This window comes from Stenotrophomonas rhizophila (assembly GCF_003651185.1).
Lineage (GTDB): Bacteria > Pseudomonadota > Gammaproteobacteria > Xanthomonadales > Xanthomonadaceae > Stenotrophomonas > Stenotrophomonas maltophilia_Z.
Window position 1 is genome coordinate 726297 of the sequence record NZ_RCDC01000004.1, and the last position, 26716, is coordinate 753012.

29 protein-coding genes are annotated in these 26716 nt (G+C 66.7%); 12 read left to right on the top strand and 17 right to left on the bottom strand.

Annotated elements, in window-relative coordinates; translation table 11 throughout:
* Positions 1-4: 4 nt before the first annotated feature.
* Genes BCL79_RS03280 through BCL79_RS03295 form a run of 4 tightly spaced genes read right to left on the bottom strand, consistent with a single transcriptional unit; the run spans position 5 to position 3189 of the window.
* Positions 5-376, bottom strand: coding sequence for a YfeK family protein (locus BCL79_RS03280; RefSeq protein ID WP_121037328.1), 372 nt, complete (start codon positions 374-376; stop codon positions 5-7).
* Entirely contained in the window at positions 373-1443 is a 1071-nt protein-coding gene (phaC, locus tag BCL79_RS03285; protein ID WP_121037331.1) for a class III poly(R)-hydroxyalkanoic acid synthase subunit PhaC, read from the bottom strand. The genes BCL79_RS03280 and phaC overlap by 4 nt, the downstream gene beginning before the upstream one ends.
* The gene (gene phaE / locus BCL79_RS03290) at positions 1440-2522 is read right to left on the bottom strand and encodes a class III poly(R)-hydroxyalkanoic acid synthase subunit PhaE (protein WP_121037334.1); all 1083 of its coding nucleotides are present in this window, start codon (positions 2520-2522) and stop codon (positions 1440-1442) included. The genes phaC and phaE overlap by 4 nt, the downstream gene beginning before the upstream one ends.
* A 52-nt stretch (positions 2523-2574) precedes the next feature.
* Positions 2575-3189, bottom strand: coding sequence for a CDP-alcohol phosphatidyltransferase family protein (locus tag BCL79_RS03295; RefSeq protein WP_070474651.1), 615 nt, complete (start codon positions 3187-3189; stop codon positions 2575-2577).
* Between the two features lie 376 nt (positions 3190-3565).
* On the opposite strand from BCL79_RS03295, the gene BCL79_RS03305 reads away from it, so the two are divergent.
* The gene (locus BCL79_RS03305; RefSeq protein WP_259462094.1) at positions 3566-4216 is read left to right on the top strand and encodes a class I SAM-dependent methyltransferase; all 651 of its coding nucleotides are present in this window, start codon (positions 3566-3568) and stop codon (positions 4214-4216) included.
* Positions 4217-4235: 19 nt separating this feature from the next.
* Here BCL79_RS03305 and BCL79_RS03310 read toward each other — a convergent pair whose 3' ends face one another.
* The 3 genes from BCL79_RS03310 to ppsR all read right to left on the bottom strand — a co-directional run bounded on the left by BCL79_RS03310 (position 4236) and on the right by ppsR (position 6272).
* Entirely contained in the window at positions 4236-4724 is a 489-nt protein-coding gene (locus BCL79_RS03310; protein WP_121037344.1) for an NUDIX hydrolase, read from the bottom strand.
* 71 nt (positions 4725-4795) lie between these two features.
* The gene (locus BCL79_RS03315) at positions 4796-5305 is read right to left on the bottom strand and encodes a DUF1249 domain-containing protein (protein ID WP_121037347.1); all 510 of its coding nucleotides are present in this window, start codon (positions 5303-5305) and stop codon (positions 4796-4798) included.
* Between the two features lie 145 nt (positions 5306-5450).
* The gene (gene ppsR, locus BCL79_RS03320; RefSeq protein ID WP_019184148.1) at positions 5451-6272 is read right to left on the bottom strand and encodes a posphoenolpyruvate synthetase regulatory kinase/phosphorylase PpsR; all 822 of its coding nucleotides are present in this window, start codon (positions 6270-6272) and stop codon (positions 5451-5453) included.
* Between the two features lie 143 nt (positions 6273-6415).
* On the opposite strand from ppsR, the gene ppsA reads away from it, so the two are divergent.
* On the top strand, positions 6416-8794 hold the full coding sequence (gene ppsA, locus BCL79_RS03325; protein WP_121037350.1) for a phosphoenolpyruvate synthase: 2379 nt from the start codon (positions 6416-6418) through the stop codon (positions 8792-8794).
* Between the two features lie 71 nt (positions 8795-8865).
* Here the strand turns inward: ppsA and BCL79_RS03330 are convergent, their stop codons facing one another.
* The 5 genes from BCL79_RS03330 to mntR all read right to left on the bottom strand — a co-directional run bounded on the left by BCL79_RS03330 (position 8866) and on the right by mntR (position 12726).
* Positions 8866-9987 (bottom strand): alkene reductase, encoded by a 1122-nt coding sequence (locus BCL79_RS03330; protein ID WP_121037353.1) that lies wholly within the window; start codon positions 9985-9987, stop codon positions 8866-8868.
* A gap of 118 nt (positions 9988-10105) precedes the next feature.
* On the bottom strand, positions 10106-10966 hold the full coding sequence (locus BCL79_RS03335) for an EcsC family protein (protein ID WP_121041096.1): 861 nt from the start codon (positions 10964-10966) through the stop codon (positions 10106-10108).
* 114 nt (positions 10967-11080) lie between these two features.
* Positions 11081-11650: an oligoribonuclease gene (orn, locus tag BCL79_RS03340; protein WP_121037356.1), complete on the bottom strand. Its 570-nt coding sequence runs from the start codon at positions 11648-11650 to the stop codon at positions 11081-11083.
* Between the two features lie 100 nt (positions 11651-11750).
* Positions 11751-12275 carry a tRNA adenosine(34) deaminase TadA gene (gene tadA, locus BCL79_RS03345; RefSeq protein ID WP_088435395.1) on the bottom strand — a complete coding sequence of 175 codons (525 nt, stop codon included), beginning with the start codon at positions 12273-12275 and terminating at the stop codon, positions 11751-11753.
* Complete coding sequence (gene mntR, locus BCL79_RS03350) at positions 12268-12726, bottom strand: manganese-binding transcriptional regulator MntR (RefSeq protein ID WP_121037359.1); 459 nt, start codon at positions 12724-12726, stop codon at positions 12268-12270. The genes tadA and mntR overlap by 8 nt, the downstream gene beginning before the upstream one ends.
* A 241-nt stretch (positions 12727-12967) precedes the next feature.
* Between mntR and BCL79_RS03355 the strand changes: the two genes are divergently transcribed.
* The 4 genes from BCL79_RS03355 (at position 12968) to BCL79_RS03370 (ending at position 14354) form a co-directional block, all read left to right on the top strand.
* Complete coding sequence (locus BCL79_RS03355) at positions 12968-13582, top strand: peroxiredoxin family protein (protein ID WP_183073657.1); 615 nt, start codon at positions 12968-12970, stop codon at positions 13580-13582.
* 106 nt (positions 13583-13688) lie between these two features.
* Positions 13689-13883 (top strand): hypothetical protein, encoded by a 195-nt coding sequence (locus tag BCL79_RS03360; protein WP_121037365.1) that lies wholly within the window; start codon positions 13689-13691, stop codon positions 13881-13883.
* A 54-nt stretch (positions 13884-13937) separates the two neighbouring features.
* Positions 13938-14117 (top strand): hypothetical protein, encoded by a 180-nt coding sequence (locus tag BCL79_RS03365; protein WP_121037368.1) that lies wholly within the window; start codon positions 13938-13940, stop codon positions 14115-14117.
* Positions 14118-14174: 57 nt separating this feature from the next.
* Complete coding sequence (locus BCL79_RS03370; RefSeq protein WP_121037371.1) at positions 14175-14354, top strand: hypothetical protein; 180 nt, start codon at positions 14175-14177, stop codon at positions 14352-14354.
* Between the two features lie 45 nt (positions 14355-14399).
* On the opposite strand, the gene BCL79_RS03375 is transcribed toward BCL79_RS03370, so the two are convergent.
* Genes BCL79_RS03375 through BCL79_RS03390 form a run of 4 tightly spaced genes read right to left on the bottom strand, consistent with a single transcriptional unit; the run spans position 14400 to position 20030 of the window.
* Positions 14400-15518 (bottom strand): hybrid sensor histidine kinase/response regulator, encoded by a 1119-nt coding sequence (locus tag BCL79_RS03375; RefSeq protein WP_121037374.1) that lies wholly within the window; start codon positions 15516-15518, stop codon positions 14400-14402.
* On the bottom strand, positions 15515-16099 hold the full coding sequence (locus BCL79_RS03380) for a chemotaxis protein CheB (RefSeq protein ID WP_121037377.1): 585 nt from the start codon (positions 16097-16099) through the stop codon (positions 15515-15517). The genes BCL79_RS03375 and BCL79_RS03380 overlap by 4 nt, the downstream gene beginning before the upstream one ends.
* A complete protein-coding gene (locus tag BCL79_RS03385; protein WP_183073658.1) occupies positions 16099-16947 on the bottom strand; it encodes a CheR family methyltransferase in 849 nt (282 codons plus the stop codon). Before BCL79_RS03385 ends, BCL79_RS03380 begins: the two co-directional genes overlap by 1 nt.
* Positions 16920-20030: a response regulator gene (locus BCL79_RS03390; RefSeq protein ID WP_121037380.1), complete on the bottom strand. Its 3111-nt coding sequence runs from the start codon at positions 20028-20030 to the stop codon at positions 16920-16922. The genes BCL79_RS03385 and BCL79_RS03390 overlap by 28 nt, the downstream gene beginning before the upstream one ends.
* Before the next feature lie 154 nt (positions 20031-20184).
* Between BCL79_RS03390 and BCL79_RS03395 the strand changes: the two genes are divergently transcribed.
* From BCL79_RS03395 to BCL79_RS03410, 4 genes are all read left to right on the top strand, one after another.
* The gene (locus tag BCL79_RS03395) at positions 20185-21342 is read left to right on the top strand and encodes a two-component system sensor histidine kinase NtrB (protein WP_121037383.1); all 1158 of its coding nucleotides are present in this window, start codon (positions 20185-20187) and stop codon (positions 21340-21342) included.
* Positions 21335-21703 carry a response regulator gene (locus BCL79_RS03400; protein ID WP_121037386.1) on the top strand — a complete coding sequence of 123 codons (369 nt, stop codon included), beginning with the start codon at positions 21335-21337 and terminating at the stop codon, positions 21701-21703. The genes BCL79_RS03395 and BCL79_RS03400 overlap by 8 nt, the downstream gene beginning before the upstream one ends.
* Positions 21704-21843: 140 nt before the next feature.
* Positions 21844-23598, top strand: a complete 1755-nt coding sequence (locus BCL79_RS03405; RefSeq protein ID WP_259462095.1) for a putative bifunctional diguanylate cyclase/phosphodiesterase — start codon at positions 21844-21846, stop codon at positions 23596-23598.
* A gap of 64 nt (positions 23599-23662) precedes the next feature.
* Complete coding sequence (locus BCL79_RS03410) at positions 23663-23902, top strand: DUF1653 domain-containing protein (protein ID WP_121037389.1); 240 nt, start codon at positions 23663-23665, stop codon at positions 23900-23902.
* Positions 23903-23931: 29 nt separating this feature from the next.
* Here BCL79_RS03410 and BCL79_RS03415 read toward each other — a convergent pair whose 3' ends face one another.
* Positions 23932-24927, bottom strand: a complete 996-nt coding sequence (locus BCL79_RS03415) for a GAF domain-containing protein (protein ID WP_259462096.1) — start codon at positions 24925-24927, stop codon at positions 23932-23934.
* Positions 24928-24996: 69 nt separating this feature from the next.
* On the opposite strand from BCL79_RS03415, the gene BCL79_RS03420 reads away from it, so the two are divergent.
* The gene (locus tag BCL79_RS03420; protein ID WP_121037392.1) at positions 24997-25281 is read left to right on the top strand and encodes a hypothetical protein; all 285 of its coding nucleotides are present in this window, start codon (positions 24997-24999) and stop codon (positions 25279-25281) included.
* Between the two features lie 153 nt (positions 25282-25434).
* On the top strand, positions 25435-26649 hold the full coding sequence (locus BCL79_RS03425) for an MFS transporter (RefSeq protein ID WP_121037395.1): 1215 nt from the start codon (positions 25435-25437) through the stop codon (positions 26647-26649).
* Positions 26650-26716: the final 67 nt, after the last annotated feature.

Sequence of the window (26716 nt, forward strand, 5' to 3'; positions counted from 1 at the left end):
GTGTCTACGGGGTGCGTTGGCGCAGGGCCTTCAGGCGCGCGCCGAACCACACCGCTGCGGTCTGCTCGGGCTGGCCCGGGCAGGCGATCCGGTAGGGCTTGCCGCTCATGCTGCTCTGGCTGGCGGCACGTTCGATGAACTGCTCGGCCGTGTCGACCTTGTCCTTCTTGAGCAGGTAGTCGTACTTGCGCTGCAGATGGGCCCGCGCCTCGGGCGCATCGTGCCAGCTGCCATTGCGCTGGAAGCGGCAACTGGAGCCATCCAGCGCGCCGATCAGGCCGGCGATCTCGCGGCGCGCGGTGTCGGTCGGGGCGGCCAGCGCCACGCTGGGGGCGATGAGGGCCAGTGCGAGCAGGGCTCGGGTGCGATGGGTCATGCGGAACGTTCCTTCAACCAATCGTTGATTGTACCGGGGACCTCGCGCTGGGCCCGCCCGGAGACATAGATACCGATGTGGCCACCGCGGAAACTGCTCTCGGTGTAATCCGTGCTGCCGATCCGGCTGCGCAACGCACGTGACGCATCCGGCGGGACCAGATGGTCCTGCTCGGCATAGATGTTCAACACCGGCAACGTGACCTGCTGGAGGTCGACGGTGTCCTCGCCGATGCGCACGCCGTCGTGCATCAGGCCATTGCCCTGGTAGAACTGCTTGATGAAGTCACGGAACGCTTCGCCGGCGAGATCGGGCGAGTCGAAGATCCACTTCTCCATGCGCAGGAAATCCTCCAGCGCATCCTTGTCGTCCAGGATGTCCAGCAAACCCACGTATTTCTGCACGTTGAGGCGGAACGGCTTGAGCATCAGGTAGCTGGCATTCATCAGGTCGGCCGGGATGTTGCCCAGCGTGTCCACCAGCAGGTCCACGTCCACCTGGCGCGCCCAGTGCGAGAGCATGTTGTCCGGCGTATGGAAATCGACCGGGGTGACCATCGTGATCAGGTTGGCCAGCTTGGCCTGGCGCAGCGCCGCATAGCACAGCGCGAACACGCCGCCCTGGCAGATGCCGAGCATGTTGATCGGCTCGCCGCCGTTGTGCGCCTGCAGGTGATCCACCGCGCCATCCACGAAGCGCAGCAGGTAATCCTCCAGCGTCTGATAGCGCTCGGAGCGGTCCGGGTAGCCCCAGTCCAGCACGTAGACATCGTGACCCAGTGCCAGCAGTTTCTGCACCAGCGAGCGGTCGGTCTGCAGGTCGACCATGTACGGCCGGTTGACCAGCGCATAGACGATCAGCAGTGGTGTGGCATGCAGCGGCGGCTCGCTGCCGACGAAGCGGTACAGCGTGACCTTGCCGTCGCGCCAGACCTCCTCGCGGGTGGTCGCGCCGTAATCGACATCGTCCACCGAGGGCAGCAGCTTCAGCCCGTCCATCAGCTTGCGCTGCATGGCCAGGGTTTCCTGCAGAAGGTCTTCGGCGTTGAAGCCCAGGGGGCCCTTCATACGCTGCGCTTCCTTGGCTTGGTCGGCTTGGTCGGCGTGGTGGCGGGCTTGGTGACCTTGGTGACCTTGGAGGCCTTGGAGGGCTTGGCGGTGGCCTTGGCCGGCCTGGAAGCGCGGGTTGTGCGCTGGCTCGCGGCGGCGGGTTTCACTGCGGGCTTGCGCACCTTGGCCGCACTGGCAGGTGCCGCACCCGCGCCGGCGGCCATGCGCCGCACCAGCCGCTCCAGCTCGGCGATCCGCCGATGCGCCGCGTCCATTTCGGTGCGTGTCGGCAGCCCGAAGCTCTCGGTCAACCGTTCGATTTCCTGCTGGGTGGCCGCGCGCAGCCGCATCTGGGCGTTGCCCAGCGCGGCGTAGACCGCCTGGAACGGCTCGGACAGCGCGACCTTCGCGTACGCCTCTTCGGCCGCGTCGATCCACAGATCGAACATCGCCCGCGCACTGGTCAGCTGGTTGCCGGGCTGTTCGTGCTCGGCCAGGCGCTGCTCAAACAGGGTGAACGCATCGTCCAGCGCCTGCTTGATCTGTTCCACGTAATCGCGCGAGCGTGCCTGGAAGTCCTGCTGGGCGCGCAGCAACGCCTGCCAGCGCGCCTGGTGCTCGCGGCCGGGGCCGAACGCCGGGCTCTGCAGCCACGGGCCAAGCTGGCGCTGCAGGGTTTCCAGCAGCTGCAGCAGGTCCGGCCCCTCGGCATGGGTGTGCCCACGCGCGCCTTGCAGCATCCACTGCAGCAACCCGTCGCCCTGGCCCAGCACTGCCGTACGCCACGCCTGCGCGACTTCCGCACTGGTGGTGTCGCGGCCGGCAAACTGCGCGGCCACCTGCTGCATGGTGCCGTACCAGCCACCGGCCTGCTCACGGAAACGGTGCACGGCTTCATCGGCCGGGCCGCTGGCGGCGTTGGGCATCATCTGCGCCCACCAGTCGATCGCCTGCTGCCAGTTGCCCTGCCCCTCGGGGCCGGCGGTATGGCCGGGCGGTGCCGCAGCATGCCGCAGGGCATCGCCCCAGGCACTGAAATACTGCCGCGCCAGGGCCTCTACATCGCCTGCGCCGCTGCCGCTGCCCGCCGTGGTCATGACCGTCCTCCCGTCTCGGGAAACGATGATAGCAATGCCGCGCTGCCCTGCCTCACGGCTTGGGGATGCGCAGGGTCTTGCTGATCATCAGCGAGCCGGACAGCGCGAACAGCAGCACCAGCGGGTGCAGCTGCCACGGGCCCAGCTGCCACTGGCCCAGCCACAGATCCGCGCCGGTGGCCCCGACGCTCGCCGCCACGGCCAGCACCACCACCAGCGCCAGGCTGGTCGGGATCGGGGTGCCCTCGAAGTACGGCACCTTGTCGCCCTCGCCGGCCAGTGCTTCGGCGGTCACGTTGTAGCGGGCCAGGCGGCTGACGCCGCAGCAGACGAAGTAGCTCAGCACGAGCCAGTCCCAGCCGCCCTGCATGCCGCAGGCGTAGGCCAGCGCGGCCGGGGCGACACCGAAGGAAATGATGTCCGACAGCGAATCCAGCTCACGGCCCAGCGTGGAGCTGGACTTGCGCCAGCGCGCGATGCGCCCGTCCAGCGCATCGAAAATGAAGGCCAAGGGGATCAGGGCCATGCCGAACAGCAGATAGCTGCGCTCGCCATCCTGCAGATACCGCATGGCGGCAAAGACCGCCCCGGTGCCACAGAACGCGTTGGCCAAGGTGAACCAGTCAGCCAGGTGGAACTCGCGCAACATCGAGAAGTGACGTTTCATGAAGGATCAGGTGGCGGCAATCGCAAGAGAGTACCGCGAGCGGCCCGCGCCGGGACAGCGTTCCCTACGCCACCGTACTCCCGCTTGCCGCGCCGTTCACGCCAGCACGATCTGCGGTGAATTTTTGGCCACCCATCTTGACAGCGAGTACCGGCGGGGGCCGGCGCGGCTTATCCACAAACTTGCCCACGAGTCATCCACACCCCCTGTGGACAACTCGATCTCAATAGACGCGACGCTGGTGATTTCTTGATCACCGATCCTCATTGCTGCGGCGCGATCCCCCTTCACGCGCGCGCCCATCGGTGCCATCCGTGGGCTAAGCTGGTGGATGGACTCCGCCGCCGCCAGGTCCTGCCGCCCACCGACAGGAGTCTTGCGCGTGCTTTCCCCCGACCATCTGGCCGCCCAGCTGCGCCACCCGCACGGTGAGCACGCGCTCGTCGTGGCCGAATCGATGAACCGCAGCAACGGCGACCTCAACCGGGCCGCCATCGCCCTGCTGTCAGTGACCCCCGGCGAACAGGTCCTGGAGATCGGCCCGGGCAATGCAGCCTTCGCACCCGATCTGTTGCGTACACCGCACAGCCGCTATGTGGGCGTCGATGTTTCAGCGGCGATGGTCGAGGCGGGCACTGCGGTGCTGGCCATGCATGGGCTGCAGGATCGTGCCGAGGTCCACCTGGGCGATGCCCACGCCCTGCCCCTGGATTCGGCCTGCATCGATGCGGCGCTGGCAGTGAACACGCTGTACTTCTGGGACGAACTGAAATTCCCGTTCGCCGAGCTGGCCCGCGTGCTGCGGCCCGGCGGCCGGCTCTGCCTGGCCTTCGGCGATGCCGCTTTCATGCGCACGCTGCCGTTCACTGCGCATGGGTTCCACCTGCACGAGCTGGCCGAGGTCGAGCAGGCCCTGCGCAGCGCTGGGTTGACCGTACAAGGCTGGCGCGCCCATCACGAAACCGGGCGCAGCAACGATGGGCGCGAGGTGACCAAGCACTTCCATCTGCTACTGGCCCGCCGGTAGTACCGGCCGTTGGCCGGCCCTACAGCCGGGTGTAACTCCAGGACTGCATGGCGCCATCGCGGTACGGCATCACGCCATGGAAGGCGCGCGGCTCATCGTCGAAGACCAGCGGCAGGAAGCTGCGGTCGCCTTCCCACAGCGGCAGGCCGTCGATCTTGTCCACGTCCACCCACTCCAGCGTGCCCTCCGGGTTGGAGGTCAGCGGCGTGCCGGTGAAGTCATCGATGACGAACACGAAGCCGAACCAGTCCTCGCCGTTCCTGCCGAAGCCCGGCCAACTGATCGTGCCGCGCAGGCGCATGGTGCCGCACTCGATGCCGGCCTCTTCGCGGATCTCGCGGCGCATGCAGGCGGCGGCGTCTTCATCGCGCTCCATCTTGCCGCCCAGGCCGTTGTACTTGCCCAGGTGCAGGTCACCGGGCCGGGCGTTGCGGTGGATCATCAGCACTTGCTTGCCGTCGGCGGACAGCACGTAGCCCAGGGTGGCCACGATGGGGGTATAGGGCATTTCGCACAGGCTCTGGAACACAGACCCCCGATTATGCGCGATCCGCCCGGGGCCGGCTCAGCGCACCCGGCTCAGGGCACCACGCTGGTGCGGCGCGCGTCGGCCGGTGCCGCCACCGCGCCATCGCGGTGCAGCGTGGCCACGCCGTGGCCGCGCTCGGCCAGGTATTCCAGCCATTTGCCGAGGAAGGTGTTCATCCGCATGCGGTGGCTGATCAGTTCGGCCGGCGGCGGGTACATGCCCATCACGTCCTGCCAGCGGCGACCGACGTAGCAATGCGTGGTCTCGGCCTGGCGGGCGTCACGGTACAGGCGCACATAGGCCGAAGGATCCGGCTGCCCAGTGACCGGGTCGGCGAAGTCGTAGGTCAGGCGCAGCTCGACCGTATAGCGGTGGCACTCGATCACGTCCAGGCGCACATCGAGCCCATCGCCGATCGAGGAGACGTAGCTGCCGGGCATCAGCTCGGACGGTGCGAACAGGCGCACCAGGTGCTGGTAATTCTCGGCGTACAGGCCCATCAGCCAGCTCAGGCGGCTGAGCCGGGGGATGCGTTCGATACGGGGCGATGCCTGGGCCATGGGTCGATCCTACACGTTGATCTCCCAACGTGGGGGCGGCACCGGCCCGGCCAAAGGGGCGGCCCGCAGCCGGTTCACGGACGCAGGGTAGTCCCGGCCCCGGACGAAGGAAGAGCCCCCTTGTTGTTCAAGGGGACGCGCCGGATCAGTACATCTCGCGCTGCAGCCCCAGCGTGCCCAGCACCTTGCTCGAGATCTCCTCGATCGAGGTATGGGTGGTGCTCAACGTCGGGATCCGCTCCATCCGGAACATGGTCTCGGCGGCGGCGACCTCGCGGCGGCAGGTCTCCAGATTCGCGTAGCGCGAGTTCGGGCGGCGCTCCTGGCGGATCTGTTGCAGGCGGTCCGGGTCGATGGTCAGACCAAACAGCTTTTTGCGGTACGGGCGCAGGCGCGGCGGCAGGCGGTCCTGCTCCAGATCCTCATCCGTCAGCGGGTAATTGGCCGCGCGGACCCCGTAATGCAGGGCCAGGTAGATGCAGGTCGGGGTCTTGCCAGCCCGGGACACGGCGACCAGGATCACGTCGGCATCGTCGTAATTGATGGCGATGCCATCGTCATGGGTCAGCGCGAAGTTCATCGCGTTGATGCGGCGGTGGTAGGTCTCGAAGTCGACCATGCCGTGGGCCTGGCCGACCCGGGAGTGGCGGTTGACCGCCAGTTCGCGCTCCAGCGGCTCGATGAAGGGGGCGAACACGTCCAGCATCAACCCGCCACTTTCGGCCAGGATGATGCTCAGCCCGCTGTCCACGCAGGAACTGACCACAATGGGCCGAACCTGGTATCGCTCACCCGCTGCACGGATCCTTTCACAGGCTTCCCGCGCTTTTTCCGGATCATCGATGAACGACATTCGGTCGGTGATGAAGCTGAACCCGGAGAACTGGGTCAGGAGGCTATGCCCAATGGTTTCAGCGGTGATACCGGTTCCATCGGACACGTAGAACACCGGACGGATCGTCGACATACGGCTTTTACCCCCTCCGAAGCTTAAAAAGGCCGTCGATACAAGCTTGTGCCGACAGCGGTCTGCCCGGCATCATATCGGCTTCTTCCTACGGACGTGGCCATCCAGCCCGCCTCGGGCGATGGCCAAACGGAGCATCGCGCTTGAACGAGAACATCCTGTGGTTGCACGAACTGCGCCTGGCCGACCTGGCCCGCGTAGGCGGCAAGAATTCGTCGCTTGGCGAAATGATCGGCAATCTTGCCGGTCTGGGGGTGTCTGTCCCCGGCGGTTACGCAACCACCTCTGAAGCCTTCAAGGACTTCATCGCCCACAACGATCTGTCCAAGCGCATCTTCGACAAGCTGGCCACGCTGGACGTGGAAGATGTCGGTGCCCTGACCGTGGCCGGCAAGGAGATCCGCGGCTGGGTGATCGATGCCCCGCTGCATCCGGCACTGGACCAGGACATCCGCACTGCCTATGCCAAGCTCTGCAGCGAAAACGGCGGCGGTGACGTGGCCGTTGCGGTGCGCTCTTCGGCCACCGCCGAAGATCTGCCCGATGCGTCCTTCGCCGGCCAGCAGGAGACCTTCCTCAACGTGACCGGCGCCGACGATGTCGTGCTCAAGGTCAAGGAAGTGTTCGCCTCGCTGTACAACGACCGCGCGATTGCCTACCGCGTCCACCACGGCTTCAAGCACGAGGACGTGTTCCTGTCGGCCGGCGTGCAGCTGATGGTGCGCTCGGGCGTGGGGTCCTCCGGCGTGCTGTTCACCCTGGACACCGAGTCCGGCTTCCGCGACGTGGTGTTCGTCACCTCCTCGTTCGGCCTGGGCGAAATGGTCGTGCAGGGTGCGGTCAACCCGGACGAGTTCTACGTCTACAAGCCCACGCTGAGCGCGGGCAAGCCGGCGATCCTGCGCCGCTCGCTCGGCAGCAAGGCGATCCGCATGGTGTATTCGGATGTCGCCGGTGAGCGCGTGCGCATCGAAGACACCCCGGCCGAGCTGCGCAACACCTTCTCCATCAGCGACGAGGACGTGCAGGAACTGTCCAAGCAGGCGCTGGTGATCGAAAAGCATTACGGCCGCCCGATGGATATCGAGTGGGCCAAGGACGGTGTCAGCGGCAAGCTGTTCATCGTGCAGGCGCGTCCGGAGACCGTGAAGTCGCGTGGCCATGCCACCCAGATCGAACGTTTCGCACTGAATCAGAAGGACGGCAAGGTGCTGGCCGAAGGCCGCGCCGTCGGTGCCAAGATCGGTGCCGGTACCGCCCGCGTGGTGCGCACCCTGGAGGACATGGCCCGCGTGCAGCCCGGCGACGTGCTGATCGCCGACATGACCGATCCCGATTGGGAGCCGGTGATGAAGCGCGCCTCGGCCATCGTGACCAACCGTGGCGGCCGTACCTGCCACGCGGCGATCATCGCGCGTGAGCTGGGCGTGCCGGCCGTGGTCGGCTCGGGCAACGCGACCCAGCTGATCCAGGACGGCCAGCAAGTGACCGTCAGCTGCGCCGAGGGTGACACCGGCTTCATCTACGACGGCATCCTGGAGTTCGAGCGCACCACCACGGACCTGGGCAACATGCCGCCGGCGCCGCTGAAGATCATGATGAACGTGGCCAACCCGGAACGTGCCTTCGATTTCGGCCAGCTGCCGAACGCCGGCATCGGCCTGGCCCGTCTGGAAATGATCATCGCCAGCCATATCGGCATCCACCCGAACGCGCTGCTGGAGTACGACCGCCAGGACGCAGCGACCAAGAAGAAGATCGACGAGAAGATCGCCGGTTACGCGGATCCGGTCAGCTTCTACGTCGGTCGTCTGGCCGAAGGCATCGCCACGCTGACCGCCTCGGTCGCCCCGAACCCGGTGATCGTGCGCCTGTCGGACTTCAAGTCCAACGAGTACGCCAACCTGATCGGCGGTACCAACTACGAGCCGCACGAAGAGAACCCGATGATCGGCTTCCGCGGCGCCAGCCGTTACGTCGATCCGAGCTTCTCGGCCGCCTTCGCCCTGGAATGCCAGGCCGTGCTGCGCGTGCGCAACGAGATGGGCCTGGACAACCTGTGGGTCATGATCCCGTTCGTGCGCACTCTGGAAGAAGGCCGCAAGGTCGTCGAGGTGCTGGAACAGAATGGCCTCAAGCAGGGCGAAAACGGCCTGAAGATCATCATGATGTGCGAAGTGCCGTCCAACGCACTGCTCGCCGATGAGTTCCTGGAGATCTTCGACGGCTTCTCGATCGGCTCCAACGACCTGACCCAGCTGACCCTGGGCCTGGACCGCGATTCCTCCATCGTCGCGCACCTGTTCGACGAGCGGAACCCGGCGGTGAAGAAGCTGCTGTCGATGGCGATCAAGTCTGCGCGCGCCAAGGGCAAGTACGTCGGCATCTGCGGCCAGGGCCCGTCCGATCACCCGGACCTGGCCGAATGGCTGATGCAGGAAGGCATCGAGTCGGTATCGCTGAACCCGGATACCGTGGTGGATACCTGGCTGCGTCTGGCCAAGCTCAAAGCCAAGGGGTGATCCTTTTGGCAATGTGATGAACAGCAGAACCCCGCTCAGGCGGGGTTTTGTTGTTCAGCGTGGCACTACCGTCAGGCTTCAGCGGGCTCGACCACCTCGGCCGCCGGGTAGTCGGTGAATCCTTCCGCCCCACCCCCGAAGAACGTCGCTTTGTCCGACGGGTTCAACGGCAGGCCCTGCTGCAGCCGCTCCGGCAGGTCCGGGTTGGCGATGAACGGACGGCCGAAGGCGATCAGGTCGGCCCAGCCCTTCGCCAGGGCCTCTTCCGCACGTTCCACCGTGTACTTGCCGGCGTAGATCAGCGTGCCGCGGTAGATCATGCGCAGCGCTTCCTTGAAGGCCACCGGCATCACCGGGGCGTCTTCCCAGTCGGCTTCGGCGATGTGCAGGTAGCCCACCCCGATCGCATCGAGCAGATGCGCAGCGGCCAGGTAGGTCGCCTGCGGCGTGTCGTCCACCGCGCCCTGCAGCGTAGTCAGCGGCGCCAGACGCACGCCGACGCGCTCGGCACCGATCTCCTCGGCCACCGCTTCGGCCACCTCGCGCAGGAAGCGCAGGCGGTTCTGCAGCGAGCCACCGTAGGCATCGGTGCGCTGGTTGGCCTGGGAATCGATGAACTGGTTGATCAGATAGCCATTCGCACCGTGCAGCTCGATGCCATCGAACCCCGCCGCGATCGCATTGCGCGCGGCGGCCGCGTAGTCGCGCACGATCCCGGCGATCTCGTCGATGGCCAGTGCCCGCGGCATCGAGTGCTGCACCATCTCGCCGACGCCGCTCAGCGGGCCACGGCCCTCGGGATCGACGAACACCTTGACGCCCTCGGCCAGCAGCGCTGACGAGGACACCGGGGCGGCACCGCCCGGCTGCAGGGCCACATGCGAAACGCGGCCGACGTGCCAGAGCTGGGCGACGATGCGCCCACCGGCAGCGTGCACGGCATCGGTGACGCCGCGCCAGCCGGCCACCTGGGCCTCGTCGTGGATGCCCGGTGTCCAGGCGTAGCCCTGGCCCTGCTGGCTGATCTGGGTGCCTTCGCTGACGATCAGGCCGGCCGAGGCCCGCTGGGCGTAGTACTCGGCCATCAGCGGCGTCGCCACGTTGCCCTCCCCGGCCCGCGAGCGGGTCATCGGCGGCATCACGATACGGTTGGGCAGCGCCAGGGCGCCGCGGGTATAGGGGGAGAACAGCATGGGAAATCCTTGATCGGGAGAGCCGCCGCAGCGGTGATGCCGACAAGGATGGGGACAGTGCAGACCGGTCAACAGAGCTGCGGCGGCAAAACAGTTGTGCCGCCAGTGCAACGATCGCTCAGCTGCGCTCGGCCGCCAGCATCGAGTAGGCCGCCCGCACGGTCTCATACCCGTAGGTTCGCTCCAGGCGGCGCACGATGAAATGGCCGCGTGCCACGTCCTGGTAGTAGTCGGTGAACATGGTGTTGAGCGTCGCGCCGGCCACCGCCCCCACGATCGGCACCGCCTGCGCGGCGAACTTCTCGGTGACCACCACGCCGAAACGCGCGGCGACCTTCTCCACGAGCTTGGCCAGCCACTTGCCGGCTTCCTTCGGGGTCAGCCCGATCATCACCGGGCTGCCGCCGACCGCGCGGCCGGCCAACTCGGCCGACAGGTGACGCATCACCTCGGCAGTGAAGCCACGCGTGATGTAGTAGCCGGTCTCGCTGGCATCGTCCTTGCCGGAGTTGCCACCGAGCGCAAACACCTCCAGGCAGGCATGCCGGGTGCTCATCTCGCGCAGGTCGAAGCCTTCGCTGCGTGCCACGTCAGCTACCGAGCGCATCATGATCGTGGTGGACACCGGCAGTTCGATGAACAGCGTGGTGAAACCGAAGGCGCCGCCGACTGCACCGGAGGTGGCCGCGGCCAGCTTGTGCCAGCGGGTGGACGCCGCTTTGCCCGGCGTGTTGTCCATCGTCCACAACGCCGCCTGGGCGGATTTGAACAGCGCCGCTTCGACCGCGCCGTGGATGCGGCGGGACACCGAATCCGGCAGGCGTTTGACCGCGAACTCCAGCGGCGAACCGATCAGGTTGGCCATCTTGGCGGTCAGCGTGGGCGATTCCAGCAGGTCCACCGCACGCTGCAGGTCGCGCCAGTCCTGCGAGGTGGGCAGGATCGAGGACTCCAACGGCGGCGGTTGTGGCGAGGTCATGGCGTTCATGGCCGCGATCATAGCGCCGCCGATGTATACCGCTCGTTGCCTCGCCTGCCAGTGGCTGAACGCCCGCGTACAGGCCGCGTCGCCGGGCGACGCCCGGCATTCGGGTCAGGCCGGCAGGCCCGACAGCGCGCCCATGAACTGACGGTAATGGCGCAACTCTTCGATGGAATCATGCACATCGCTCAGCGCGGTATGGCTGGCGGTCTTGCCCACGCCGGCGGCCACGCCCGGGGCCCAGCGCCTGGCCAGTTCCTTGATCGTGGAAACGTCCAGGTTCCGGTAATGGAAGTACTTTTCCAGACGCGGCATTTCACGGTGCAGGAAGCGACGGTCCTGGCAGATCGAGTTGCCGCACATCGGCGAGGCGCCCGCCTTGATCCACTGCTGCAGGAAGGCGATCGTCTGCGCTTCGGCCTGCCCAAGCGTGACGGTGCTCTCGACCACGCGCTGCCACAGGCCGGAACGACGATGCTGGTTACGGTTCCACTCGTCCATCGCTTCCAGCCGCTCGAGCGGATGATGGATCGCGAATTCCGGGCCTTCGGCCAGCACCTTCAACTGCGCATCGGTCACCACGGTGGCGATCTCGATGATCGCATCGTTGTCGGTGTCCAGACCGGTCATTTCCAGATCGATCCAGATCAGTCGCTCGCCTTCTGCGCCGTTGTCCGCCATGTGTTCGCCTTGTGCTGGGCCGCCGCTTGCGCCGCGACCGGAAATGGATAAGGCGCCCATGATACCGCCAACCCGTCACGACCCTGTCGCCGTGGAGGCCTTATTCCAGCAGCAGCGGCGGCTTGCCGCGCTTGGCGCGGAAGTAGTTGGTCAGCCGGGTGCTGGCGTCCTTGGCGAGCACGCCACCGTGGATCTCCACGCGGTGGTTGTGGCGCGGATCGCCGATCAGGTCGAACACGCTGCCGCAGGCACCGGTCTTGGGGTCTGTGGCGGCATACACCAGCCGCGCCACGCGTGCGTGCACGATGGCCATGGCACACATCGCACACGGCTCCAGGGTGACGTACAGCGTGCTGCCGATCAGCCGGTGGTTGGTGATCGCCCTGCCCGCCTGCCGCATCGCCACGATCTCGGCATGCGCGCTGGGGTCATGGTCGGCGATGTTGAGGTTCCAGCCTTCGCCGAGCACGGTGCCATCGGCACCGACCAGCACCGCGCCGACCGGAATTTCATTGAATTCACGCTCGGCACGCTCCGCCAGGCCCAACGCGTGGCGCATCCAATGCTCATCCTGGTCGTGCACCGGCACGCCCAGTGGTGGTGGCGGGGCGAGGCGCTCAACCATGGCCGTTGGCCGTGCGCACATAGGCCTCGAATGCGGCCAGGGTGGCCTCGCTGACGTGGTGCTCGATCCCTTCCGCGTCGCGGCGCGCCGAATCGGCGTCCACGCCCAGTGCCAGCAGGAACTGCTCCACCGTCTGGTGGCGGGCGCGCATCTCCACCGCCAGCTGCTCGCCGGCCGGGGTCAGGAACACGCCGCGATATGGCCGCTGGATCGCCCAACCCTCCTTGACCAGCCGCTTGAGCGCCTTGGCCACCGTGGGCTGCGCAACCCCGAGCCGGGTGGCGATATCCACCTGGCGGGCTTCGCGGCCATCGGCGATCAGGTCCGCGATCAGCTCCACGTAATCCTCGACCAGCTCGGACCGGCGCGCCTCACGCACCTGCACGAAGCCCTCGACATGCACCTGGGCATCGATCAGGGGCGAGGTGGCTTTACGGGTCGAGGACGGCATGGTGGCTCCAGCAATAGGCCGGTGGCGAAGGGCTGCGGCGCCCGCACAGTTTACCTCACGGGGGTTTGCGACTGATCCGGGCCGGCCTGGGGCGGCCGGGGCGCCCCGGCCAGCGATAGATGGAGAGCAGAATCAAACCGACGTCTCATTCACAGGATCTTTTGTTTGACAAATGATTTTTGGTGCCGGATATATACCCCACCTACTCAGCCATGGACCCGGCCGAAGGCCAAGGAGCAGCATGGACGCATCCGCGCTACGGAAGTACGGCAGCCTCGCTCTGATCATCGTGTTGGCCGCGCTGATGACGGCGCTGGCCGTGCAGAACCGGCAGCTCCGCCAGCAGCAGGCCGTGCTGGTGAGCAAGGTCGAACAGATCTCCAAGGCCGCTCACGGCCTTCCGGAAGGCGCCCAGCCTGAAGCACTCCAGAGCACCGCACTGGACGGCCAGGCGGTCACCCTCGCCGGCCCGGCCAGCGGCCGCCAGGTCCTGTATTTCTTCTCTCCCGCCTGCAAGTTCTGCCTGGCCTCCGTGCCGCAGATCCAGGCGCTGGACGCCGCCGGACGGAACAACGGGAACCGCGCCTTCGAGATGCTCGGCGTCAGCCTGCCGCCCCATGAAACCGCTGCGGACTACGCGCGCCAGCATGGCTTTGCGTTTCCCGTAGTGAACGATACCGATGACCGGATCCGGCAGCGCTACACCGCGACCATGGTGCCGATGGTAGTGGTGATCCAGGACGGCAAGGTGATCTATCGCCACGTCGGCCAACTCAAGGACAGCTCGGTCAATGCCATCACCGGCGCCTTCGTGGTGAACGCTGCGCGCAGTGCGGTGCCCGCCCCGGCAGGCTGAGTCCCTCTGACGCCGCTCCCGGCGGCGTACCCAAGGTCTGTCCGCACCGGCTCATGGAGCGGATCGACAGTTCGTCGATTTTCCTTCCCATCCGAGGAGTTGAACGATGACGTCGAAACACACGCTGTCCCTGCTTGGCGGCCTCGCCGTCGCCGGCATGCTCGCCTTTGCTTCGGCCCAGGCCTTCGCCACCGCTGCCACGCCCGCCGCGTTGTCCGGCTGCAAGGCGGCACCGCACTGCGACTATGGCGCCAATCCGGACGGCACGTGCTGCCCGCTGACGGATCCACCGGCCCGGTAAACCGCATCGCGCACCACCCGTTGCATCCGCATGATCCACAACAGGAGAAACACCATGAAGTCCAAGAAAGTCGTCTCGGTCTTTGGCGGTATCGCTGTTGTCTGCGCCTTGGCATTTGCTTCGAGCCAGGCGGTGGCAACCTCCAGCCAGCCCAAGCAGCTGGAAGGTTGCCCCTACAAGCCCGGCTGCACCTATGGCGGGCACAGCGAGATCCGTTGCTGCCAGCCGGTGTAACACCCCAGCTGCAGCCACACGCTCCGCCCGCATCATCCTTGCAAGGAGAGAGTGACCATGATGTCCAGGAAACTGTTGTCGGCCTTCGGTGGCATGACGCTGATCTGCGCACTGGCTTTTGCCTCCGGCCAGGCGCTGGCGACCTCCAGCCAGCCCACGCCACTGGCGGGCTGCGAAGATCAGCCCGGCTGCACCTACGGCGGCCACGGCCTGTATCTGTGCTGCGAGCCGCTGTAAGCACCACGACCATCCCGGCGCCATGCCGGGATGGTTCTATCGGCGTCAGCGTGGTCGACGCTGAAGCGCAGTCTCAAACAGCACGGTGCCTTCGCGATTCTGCGCCACCAGTGTGCCGCCATGCGCACGCGCGAACTCGCTGGCGATGAACAGGCCCAGCCCCAGCCCGCGGCTATCGTGGAAACTGGCCTTGAACGGTTCGAACAACCGCGGCAGCAACGCCTCGGGAATCTGCCCGGCATTGCGCACCTGCAACCGCAGCGGCGCGCTGCGCTCGCCCTCCAGGCGCACCACCACCGGTGCATCACCACCATGCAGCACCGCGTTGCCGATCAGGTTGGACAGCAGCTGCGCCAGGCGATCTGGATCGCCCTGCAGGTGGGCATCACCCTGGACCTGCAGCTCGATGGTCGCCTGCGGATGCGCACGCCCGATCTCGGCCACGACCGATGCGGCCACGTCCGCCAGATCGCATTCGGTGCTGTGCAGGCGCAGGCCACCGGTGCGGATCTTCGAGAAATCCAGCAGCTGATCCACCATCCGCGCCATCCGCTGCGCACTGTTCTCAAGGTGGCCAAGCGTGCGCTGCACCGCGCCATCGTCGGGCAGGTCCAGCGACAACTTATCGGCGCACAGCAGGATCGATGCCAGCGGCGTGCGCAGATCGTGCGTCAACACGGCCATCATCGTCTCGTTGAGCTTGAGCGCATGCTCCAGCGCCTCGTTGCGCGTCTTCAGCAGCTGCTTCTGCTGGTAGAGCTCGATGAACACATTGACCTTGCTCATGATCACCTGCGGCTCGATCGGCTTGTGCAGGAAATCCACCGCGCCGGATTCGTAGCCCTTGAAGGCACGCACGGGGTCGTTCGGTGAGGCGGTCAGGAAGATGATGGGTACATCGCGACTGCGCTGCGAGCCACGCATCAGCTCGGCCAACGAGAACCCGTCGATCTCCGGCATGTGCACATCCAGCAGCGCGAGCGCGACCTCATGCTCCAGCAGCAGCTCGAGCGCCTCGGCGCCGGACAGCGCGCACAGGATCTCCAGGCCGGGGCGGCGCAGCAGCGCCTCCATCGCGACCAGGTTCTGCGGGATGTCATCGACAATCAGCAGCTTCACGCAATCGGTGGTGGCAGTCGACCCGGCGGGTTCGATCAGGTTCATCGGGTAAGACCTTTCATACGCATGCAGATGGAGGTGAGCGGGAGCACGGCATCGGCACCGGCGTGCGCCAGGGCGGATGCGGGCATCATCGAGGAATATGCCTCCTCAGGGCATTGGATCCAGGCTTCGCCACCGGCCTGGCGGACAGCGGCGACGCCATCACTGCCATCCGCGCTGGCGCCGGTCAGCAGGATCGCCAGCACGCCATCGCCGAACACATCGGCGGCGCTTTCAAACAGCGGATCGATGGCCGGACGCGAGAACAGCACCGGCGGGTCCACCGACAGCGCCAGCGTGGCACGGTCCTCGACCAGCAGATGGTAGTCCGGCGGCGCGAAGGTGACCGTACCCGGCTGCAGGGGCTGCTTGTCCTCGGCCTCGCGCACCGGCAGCGGGCAGCCGGCGTCGAGCAGGCCGGCAATGCGGCTCGGCCGATCACGTGGCAGATGCAGCACCACCAGCACGGGCAGCGCCAGTGTGGTCGGCAGCGATGACAGCAGCGCCTGCAGCGCGCTGACCCCACCGGCCGACGCGCCGATGACCACCAGATCGAACCGGCTGCGTTGCGACGCGCCGCTCATCAGGCCAGCTTCCGATACAGGCGCTGGTCGCGCGCGCAGGCCTCGAACAGGTCGGCATGCGCGCCGAACTGCAGCGATTCCTTGCTGCCCAGCCCGAGGAAGCCGCGATGGACCAGCGCCTCATGGAACAGGCCGATGGCACGGTCCTGCAGGGGCCGCTGGAAATAGATCAGCACGTTGCGGCAGGACACCAGGTGGACTTCGGAGAACACGGTATCGGTGGCCAGACTATGGTCGGCGAACACGATGTTGCGCTTCAGGCGGCGATCGAACACCACGCTGCCGTAGCCGCTGCTGTAGTAATCGGAGAGCGAGCCGGTGCCGCCGGCGGCCAGATAGTTGCGGCTGAACTGCGCCAGCCGGTCCAGCGCGAACGCCCCGGATTCGGCCGCCTGCAGTGCTTCGGGGTTGATGTCGGTGGCGTAGATGATCGCGCGGTCCAGCAGGCCTTCCTCATGCAGCAGGATCGCCAGCGACCACACCTCCTCGCCGGTACTGCACCCGGCGATCCACAGCTTGATCGACGGATAGGTGCGCAGCACCGGCACGGCGTGCTCACGCAGCACCCGGAAATACGGCGGGTCGCGGAACATCTCCGAGACCTGCACGGTGAAGTACTGCATCGCCTGGGCGAAGGTCTCCGGCTCGTGCAGCAGCCGGTGCTGCAGCGCCCCCATGGTCGGGCAGTCGAAGCGCGCCATGGCATGGCGCATGCGCCGCCGCAGCGATGCCAGCGCATAGTCACGGAAGTCGTAGTGGTAGCGCTGGTAGACCGCCTCCAGCAACAGCTTCAACTCCAGGTCGAACAGCTCCGTTTCATTCATCGGCGCGAGCACCACACCCGGCACAGCGAGACCAGCTTGTCCACATCGATCGGCTTGGCGATGTAGTCGTTGGCACCGGCCTGCAGGCAGTGCTCGCGGTCGTCCGGCATCGCCTTGGCGGTCAGCGCGATGATCGGCAGGTCGCGCCAGCGGTTGTCGGCACGGATCTCGCGCATGGCGGTCAGCCCGTCCATCTCCGGCATCATGATGTCCATCAGCACCAGGTCGATTTCCGGGCGCAGCTTCTCCAGCGCCTCGCGGCCGTTGCGGGCGATATCCAGGGTCACGCCCAGCGGCTCGAGCACGCTGGACAGCGCGAAGATGTTGCGCACGTCGTCCTCGGCCAGCAGCACGGTGCGGCCATCCAGCACCGCATCGCGGCGGCGGGCCTCGCGCAGCAGGCGCTGCTGGTCGGTCGGCAGCGAGGCCTCGACACTGTGCAGGAACAGGGTCACCTCATCGAGCAGGCGCTCGGGCGAGCGCGCGCCCTTGATGATGATGCTCTTGGAATAGCGGCGCAGGCGCTGCTCTTCATCGCGGGTCAGCGCGCGGCCGGTATAGACGATCACCGGCGGGAACGCGACGGCGTCATTGCCGGCCATGCGTTCGAGCAGGTCGTAGCCGGTGCCGTCAGGCAGCGCCAGGTCGGTGACCATGCAATCGAAGGTGGAGCCGGCCAGTTCGGCCATCGCCTCGGTGATGGTGCCGACCGCCGTGATTTCCAGCTGGTCACGGCCGAGCAGCAGTTGCAGGTTGGAGCGCAGCTCGCTGTCGTCCTCGACGATCAGCAGGCGGCGCATGTCGCGCTGGCTGGTGGCCTCCAGCTGCTGGATCGCGCCGAGCAGGCGCTCGCGCGTGGCCGGCTTGATCACATAGCCGATCGCACCCAGCTCCATCGCCACCTGCGAACGTTCCAGCCCGGACACCACGTGCACCGGGATGTGGCGCGTGGCCGGGTCGCGCTTGAGGCGCTCCAGCACGCTCAGCCCGGAGACATCGGGCAGGCCGATATCGAGCAGGATGCCGTTGGGGCGCAACTCGGCAGCCAGACTCAGCGCTTCCTCGGCGGTGCCGGCGACCACGCAATCAAAGTCCAGTTCATGCGCCATCGAGACCAGCGCGCTGGCGAACGCCGTATCGTCCTCGACCACCAGGATCATGCGGCCCGCGCGGCTGCGGCGGCCCCGGTCATCCATCACCTTGGCCGCGGGTGCGGGTGCGGGGGTGGATTCGGCGTGGGCACGGCCCAGCGAAGCAGCGGCAGGCACGGCCGGTGCTGCCACGGCGGCGGGACGTACGTCGTGCACGACGTTGTGGGCGCTGCCGGTACCGCCACCGGCCAGCAGCGGCAGCTCCAGCGTGAAGCAACTGCCCCGGCCCGGCTCGCTGGAGACAGCGATGCTGCCGCCCATCCGGGCAGCCAGATCGCGCGAGATCGACAGTCCCAGCCCGGTGCCCCCATAACGGCGGCGGGTGCTGCCATCAGCCTGGCGGAAGGCTTCGAAGATGACCGCGGTCTGTTCGTCGGGAATGCCGATGCCGGTATCGGACACGGCGAACTGGATCCGCCCTGCCCCGGCACTGCGCACCTTCAACGACACGCTGCCGTGTTCGGTGAACTTGACCGCATTGGCCAGCAGATTCTTCAGGATCTGCTGCAGGCGCTGGCTGTCGGCCAGCAATTGGGCCGGCGCGTCCGGCGCGGCGCTGATCTCCAGGCTCAGGCCCTTCTGCACGGCCATCGGCTCGAAGGTTTCCTTCAGGCGCTGCAATACGCTGGACACCGCGAGGTTTTCTTCGACCAGCTCGACATGGCCAGCCTCGATCCGCGACAGGTCCAGAATGTCGTTGATCAGCGCCAGCAGGTCGTTGTTGGAGGAATGGATCGCCTGGGCGTACTTGACCTGCTCGGCGGTCAGCGTGCCGTCCTTGTTGTCGGCCAGCAGCTTGGCCAGGATCAGCGAGCTGTTGAGCGGGGTGCGCAGCTCGTGGGACATGTTGGCCAGGAATTCGGATTTGTAGCGCGAACTGGCCTCCAGTTCGGCGCTGTTCTGCACCAGCTGCGCCTGGGCCAGCAGCAGGGCCTGCTGGCGCGACTCCAGCTCATGGGTGCGCTCTTCGAGCTGCACATTGGTCTGTTCCAGCTCGGCCTGCTGCTGCTCCAGGTTGGCCTGGGAATGCAGCAGGCTGCGGCTCTGCTCTTCCAGCTCCTCATTGGCCACGCGCAGTTCTTCCTGCTGGGTCTGCAGCTCTTCGCTCTGGCGCTGGGTTTCCTCCAGCAGTTCCACCAGCTGCGCATTGAGCAGCGCCGCGCGCAGCGCGATGCCGATCGGCTCGGCGCACTGCAGCAGCAGCGCCATCTCCAGGCCACGCGCAGGCGAGACACCTGCCCGGCCCAGCTCGATCACGCCGATCACCACGCCATCGGCGGTGATCGGCCCCAGCAGGCGCTGGTGCACGGTAGTGCGGCCCAGGAGGGTATCGATATCCAGCGGGCTGTCACTGTCCTCCAGCCGGCGCGCGCGGCCTTCGCGGATGATCTCGCCCCATTGCCCGGTATGCGCCGGCAGCGTCTCCGGCAGCTGCGAAGGCAGCGCGGCACCACCGACCAGCACCAGCCGCTCGCCCTGCAGGCGATACATGGCGCCGACATCGGCATTGAGCTGCGCGCACAGCGCGCGCATGGCCGCATCGGCCAGTTCACGCGGGGTGGGATCGCCCTGCAGGCTGGTGCCCACCACGTTCTCGCCGGCCTGCAGCCACAGCGCATCGGCCGCTTCACGGCGCGCACTGATGGCCTTCATCACGGTCAGCGCCATCATCAGGAAAGCAACGCCGCCGATGCTGCGGTTGACGAAGGAGAACGCCGAGTTGCTGCTGGACGGGGCCACGTTGTAGCCCACCGCAAGCAGGATGCAGGACCCGATCGCCACCAGCAGAGGCACTTCCATGCGGCGCTGGAACAGCGTGATGCCGACCGCCATGAAGTAGGTCAACCAGACCGCGTAGCCCAGCGGCACCACCATCTCCGTGCCCAGCGTGGCGGCCATCAAGGCGGCCGACGCAAGCCAGATCCAACGGTCACGGGCGGTAGGCGCAGAATTCATACCGTGTTCCAGCTCAAAAGGGGCCTGATGGTACCCGAAGCGGTAAACGGGTGTTAAGCGCCAGAAGTCAGCGTGTTTGACGCACGTTCTTGACACTTTCTTCACATGGACGCCCCTACGGTTCGGTCCCTTATCGGGGGAGTCGATAACCGTCGTGGTCCAGGCCGTATCCAGCGTTGCACCGCTCGCCGACGAAAGCCGGCAGCTGAAGCTGTTGATCGACAACGTGAGCGATCACGCGATCTATCTGCTCGATACGCAGGGCAGTATCTGCAGCTGGAACCGTGGCTGCGAACGGGTCAAGGGCTATGCCGCCGAGGCCGTCATCGGCAAGCACGTAAGCCTGTTCTATACCCCCGAAGACCAGCAGCTGGGCGTCCCGGAGCAGGCGCTGGCGTACGCGCGGGACCATGGCCGCTTCGTCGGTGAAGGCTGGCGGGTGCGCTGCAACGGCGAGCGGTTCCGCGCCGGCGAGGTGATCGAACCTGTCCGCGAAGACGGCTGCCTGCTCGGTTTCGTCAAGGTCACCCAGGATGTCACCGAACGCTACCAGGCCCAGCGCCTGCTGCAGGATGCGCAGCGCGCGCACGTGCAGCAGCGCCAACTGGACAATGTGGGCCGGCTGACCCGCGGCCTGGCCCATGAATTCAACAACCTGCTGACCACCATCGGCAACGCCCTGGATCTGATCGCCCTGCGCCCCGGCGCCGACGGGCGTACCCAGGAGCTGGTGGACCTGGCCCATGCCGCCGCCGACCGCGGCTCGCTGCTGACCCGCCAACTCTTGGCCTTCTCCGCTGATCAGACGCTGGTGCGCGAGCCGATCGTGGTGCAGGACTTCCTGCTCGATGCCCTGCCCGTACTGCGCCGCGCCTGCCCGACGGGCATCGAGGTGCAGCTGGATCTGACCTCGGATCTGCCCCCGATCGTCACCGATGGCGTACAGTTGCACAGCGCCGTGTTGAATCTGGTGCTCAATAGCGGCGAAGCGATGCCCCAGGGCGGCACGGTCACGATCACGGCCGAGGTCGAACAGCGGCTGGCGCCGGGTCTGTCCCAGCCCATGCGCCGCCACTATGTCGCCATCGCGGTGACCGATCAGGGCAATGGCATGCCCCCGGACATCGCCGAGCGCGCCAGCGAGCCGTTCTTCACCACCAAGGAAATCGGCAAAGGCAGCGGACTGGGGCTGAGCCAGGTGTTCGGCTTCGTTTCCCAGTGCGACGGCTTCGTCGACGTACAAACCGCCCCCGGACGCGGGACCACCGTCCGTCTGTTGTTACCTGTCATTGAGGAAGTCGAGCATGTCTGAGCCCCTACGCGTATTGATGGTCGAAGACCAGCAGGACCTGCGTGAACTGATCGGCCAGGCGCTGCAGGACTTCGGTATCGAAATCCACACCGCCGACGACGGCCCGGCCGCGCTGCGGCTGATGCAGGACCCGGGCGGGTTCGATGTGGTGTTCAGCGATATCAGCATGCCCAACGGCATGAGTGGTGTTGAGTTGAGCGAGCATGTGGCCGATGTACTGCCCAATGCGCGCATCATCCTGGCCTCCGGTTACGCCCGCTCGCAGCTGCCGCCGCTGCCCGAGCATGTCGAATTCCTGCCCAAACCGTATCGTCTTCGCCAGCTGGTGACGTTGCTGCAGTCACCGGTCGCGCCCTGCTGAGCGAGCGCAATGCCGCCAGCGTGAACGCTTCATCCGCGCCGCTCGTGCTTCACATCGGTTCTGCATTCCACTGGGGATAGTCGTGGTGTAGTCGGAACAGGGCGCGGTAGATGCTGGACAGAAGTGATGATGTAGATCGGATGGCGCTGATCGAAGCGCTCAACGTGATGGACCCTGCGTTGGGTACTGCGCTGGACCCGATCACCGAACTGGCGGCGTTTACCTTCGGCGTTCCGATCGCGCTGGTGTCCATCTTCGATGCCGAGCACCAGCACATCATCTCGCGCGTCGGGCTGACGCTCACCCGCAACGAACGGCACGCATCGATCTGTGCCTGGGCGTTGGGCGCCAGCGACGTGCTGCAGGTGACGGACCTGCGCCTGGATGCGCGTTTTGCCGACAATGCCCTGGTGACCGGCCCGCAGCAGCTGCGCTTCTACGCCGGCGCCCCGCTGGTTACCAAGGCCGGCATCGCACTCGGCACACTGTGCATCATGGGCCGTGAGCCCCGTCAGTTGTCGGCCGAAGAACAGCTGCAGCTGCAGACGCTGTCACGGGTGGTGGTCGCGCAGATGGAGCTGAAGATGTCGCTGGGCCGGCGCGAGCAGATCAGCGGCCTGCCCAACCGGCAGCAGTTCCAGGCTGACCTCAATGCCCTGTCCCGCCGTGGCCAGGCGCATGCATTCACCGCCGTGCTGCTGGATGTATTCGATCTGCAAAGTGCCAACGAGGCCGGCCAGGCGCTGGGCATGAAGCCGGTGGAAACCTTGCTGCGCCAAGCGGCGCTGCGGGTGCAGGACGTGCTGCGCGATATCGCACAGGTCTATCACGTGGGGGTGACCCGCTTCGCCTTCCTGCTGCCGGACCACTCGCATCACCAGACCGAGGCACTGCTTGACCGCCTGCGCGTCCGCATGCGCCGGCCGCTGATGGCTGGCCGCATTCCGATGTCGCCGCAGTTCCATGCCGGTGTATGCGACTTCCTCCCCGTACCGGGCCAGACCGCGGATCTGGTCCGCAAATGCCTGGTCGCCATGCACCACGCCATCCAGACCGATGCCTGCCTGTGCTGGTACTCGCAGGAACGCGACGATGCCCTGCGCCGGCGTTACCGCTTGGCCTCCGACGCCGGGCGCGGGCTGGCCCAGCACCAGTTCAGCCTGGTGTACCAGCCACGCTTCGATCTGCTCGACGGGCTGCCGGTATCGGCCGAGGCGCTGCTGCGCTGGACCCACCCGATGCTCGGCCCGATCAGCCCCGGCGAATTCATCCCGGTGCTCGAGCGCACCGCGCTGATGCCCGCGATCAGCCGCTGGGTCATCGATCACGCCCTGGCCCAGGCCGCGCAATGGCAGGAGCGCGTGCCCGGCTTCAGCCTCTCCATCAATCTTTCCCCGCGCGACTTCGATGATCAGTGTGTATGGAGCGTGCTGTCCGAGCGACTGCACGCCTACGGGCTCGCCCCCGGCCTGATCGAGATCGAGATCACCGAAGGCCAATGGCTCAATCACCACCCCGCGGCGTTGCCGCAACTGCGCGACATGGCGGCGGCCGGCGTGCCCATCGCGATTGACGACTTCGGCAGCGGCTACAGCAATTTCGGCTACCTCAGCGAGGTGCCGATCAGCCACATCAAGATCGACCAGACGCTGGTCACCGGGCTGGCGCGCTCACGCACCGCGCGGCTGAAAGTGGAGGCCATCATCAAGCTCGCGCGGCAGCTCGGGTATCGCACGGTGGCCGAAGGCGTGGAGAACGAAGCCGAACTCTCGCTGCTGCGGCTGTGGGGCTGCGACGAAGCACAGGGCTATCACCTCGCGCGCCCCATGCACCCTGACGCGGTGCTGCAGCTGGTCAGTGGCTGCCGCGCGGGTCCCTTGCCGGATGCCGGCTGAGACCCCGCGACGCGATCGGCAGCCCGGGCGATAATGGCCAGCCCGCCTGCCTCGCTGCCAGACCATGACCGATCTCACCCCGCTGCCCACCCTGCCGCTCGGCCATTACCGCCATTTCAAAGGCGGCAACTACGAGGTCATCGGTATCGTCCGCCATAGCGAAACGCTGGCGCCGATGGTGCTCTACCGGCCGCTGGATTCGCAGGTCGGCCTGTGGGTGCGCCCGTACGAGATGTTCGTGGCACAGCTGGAGGTGGAGGGGCAGTGGCGTGCGCGTTTCGCGCGGGTTGAAGCAAAGGACTGAAAGGCGACCGGTTCGCCCATTCCGTGCGATCAGCTCAACGCGGCCCCACGCCCATCCACCAGTTCACGCAACCGCGCCGTCACCGCGCGGAACTGCGCCGGCAGCGTCGCGGCATCCAGTGCATCGACCTGGCGCGACAGCAGCGACAGCGCCTCGGCCATGCTGACCACCGCCTGCCCTGCCTCACCCTGCGCCTCCTGGACATCCAGGTGCGCGCCGATCACACCGGCCAGCACCTCGAAGGCTTTCACCGTAGCGCCATCGAGCCTGGAGGGATTCGGATCGAGCGCGCACAGGGTGCCGTGAAAACCGCCGTCGCGGCGGAACATCGGCACCGAAATGTAGCTTTCGAACCCGTACAGCGCCGGCGTGGGATGGCTCGAGAACACCGGGTGGGTGCTGGCCTGATCGAACTGCACCAGATGGCGATGTTCGCGGATCTCATCGCAGATGGTGGTTTCCAGCACGAGGTCATCGCCGGGTCGCAAGCCAAAATCAAGACGATCATGCACGGCGCAGGCGGTCCAGCGGTCTGCAGTGACGCGCGCCACCGCGACGAAGCGCATGCCGGTCATCGCACTGGCCAGTTCCAGCATGCCCGGCACCGCCGGCATGGCCATCAAAGCGGCCACGTCATCCAGGCGCGGATCCGTGGAATGGGCAAGCGATGCCGCCGGCGCCATGCCGGGACCATCATCGTCCAACGGGTTGTCCAGCGCGGCAAGCCGACGGTTGAGCACCTTCGCGTTGACCTCGTTGAACAGGCCGCGCACGGCGGCCGACAACGCCCTGGCATCGGCAATGGCACCGACGAAATGGATACCCTCCCCGACCAGGCGGATCTGCTCCACGCCGTGATCCACCCGCAGCAATGGCCAGGCCAGACGATGCAGCATTCGCATCCAGTCATTGCGTGGGGTGTCATCCAGCAGCGCGGTCACAATCACGCGCTGCGGCGCCGTGCCCGCTTGCGGACCGGGCAGATCAAAACCGATGAGGGCGGGAAAGCCCGGACGGGTGGACATCGCAACAACCTCTCTGGCGGCACTGCGCAGCCATCGAAGGGGTGGCTTTGGAGCGAAATTGTCGCATGAATGGGCGAGACCGGCCGTGATCGGCTGCCGATCCGGCCCGGAGGCGGACCGCTGACGCTCTCATCCAACGGACGCCCCCTCCAACCACAAGGACGTTTCGATAGGGGCCTGCTTGGGGTGTTGTGGATCGTCGTTCCGTTCGCCATCTTCGGGATCAAGGGGCTGCTGCGGCAGCTCGTGGCGGAGCAGCGACGGACCAATGAGATTCTCAGCCGCGTCCACGGCGACCGTATTCCGCCACCCGCGCCCGAACCGCAACCGTTCAGGGTCGCGCCGTATCCGTGAATGGGAGCGGTAAGCAGCGTCCGCCTGGGATACACGGGGGCATCGGCGGTGCGACCAGCGGGGGTGCGAATCCAGCGTTCCATGCGCCCCACTGATTAATGTTGCGCCGCAGCAGTACAATGCCGCGCTTCCCCGATCGACGCCGCCGCCTGCATGAGCTCCTCCTCCGTCCCTCTGGCCGCCCGGCTCTCGCCGCGCGAGCGCACTCTGATCCTGCTGGCCTTGTCGCTGGGCGGCTTCGCCATCGGCACCAGCGAGTTCGCCAGCATGGGGCTGATGCTGGAAATCAGCCGCGGACTGTCCATCAGCGAGACCCAGGTCGGCCACCTGATCAGTGCCTACGCCGTCGGCGTGGTGGTCGGCGCACCGGTGCTGGCCTTCGCCGGTGCCGGCTTCGCCCGCCGCAACCTGCTGCTGGCACTGATGGGGTTCTATGCCATCGGCAACCTGGCCAGCGCGCTGGCGCCGAACTACGGCACGATGCTGCTGGCCCGCTTCGTCGCCGGTCTGCCCCATGGCGCGTATTTCGGCGTAGCAATGCTGGTGGCTGCGGCGATCAGTCCCCCGGCCCAACGCGGCGCGGCGGTATCGAAGGTGCTGCTCGGCCTGTCCGTTGCCATCCTGGTCGGCAACCCATTGACCACGTGGCTCGGCCAGCAGCTCAGCTGGCGCACTGCGTTCGCGGTGGTCAGCGTGCTGGCGATTGCCACCGTGGTGATGATCGCGCGCTTCCTGCTGCCCGATCCGGATGAAGTCCGCACCTCGCCGATGCGCGAACTGCGCGCCTTCAACCGCACCCAGGTGTGGCTGGCGCTGGCGATCGGCTCGGTCGGTTTTGCCGGCATGTTCTGCGTGTTCACTTACCTCGCCCCGACCCTGGTGCAGGTCACCGGCCTGGCCGAATCGTGGATGCCGCTGGCCGTGGGCATCTTCGGTATCGGCGCGATCATCGGCAACGTAGCCGGTGGCTGGCTGGTGGACCGCTTCCAGTTCCGCGCTGCGGCGGTGGTGCTGGTGTGGTCGATCCTGGTGCTGCTCGCCTTCCCGCTGGCCGCGCAGTCGGTGTGGAGCGTGTTCCCGATGATCATCGCCGTCGGCACCATGGGCGCCCTGGCGGCCGTACTGCAGACCCGCCTGATGGATGTGGCCGGCGAAGCGCAGACGCTGGCGGCCGCCTCCAACCACGCGGCGTTCAACACCGCCAACGCACTGGGCCCGTGGTTCGGCGGCATGGCGATCGGCGCCGGCTTCAGCCCGGCGGTGACCGGTTACGTCGGCGCCGCCACCGCGCTGGGCGGCCTGCTGCTATGGGGCGTGGCGATGCTGGTGGACCGCCGCTCGCGCAGCGTGCCGGTGCTGCAGCAGTAAGCGCACCGCCAGCCCCGTCGGCCAATTCGAATCCCTGCCCAGGCAGGGATTTTTTTTATTTCCCCTA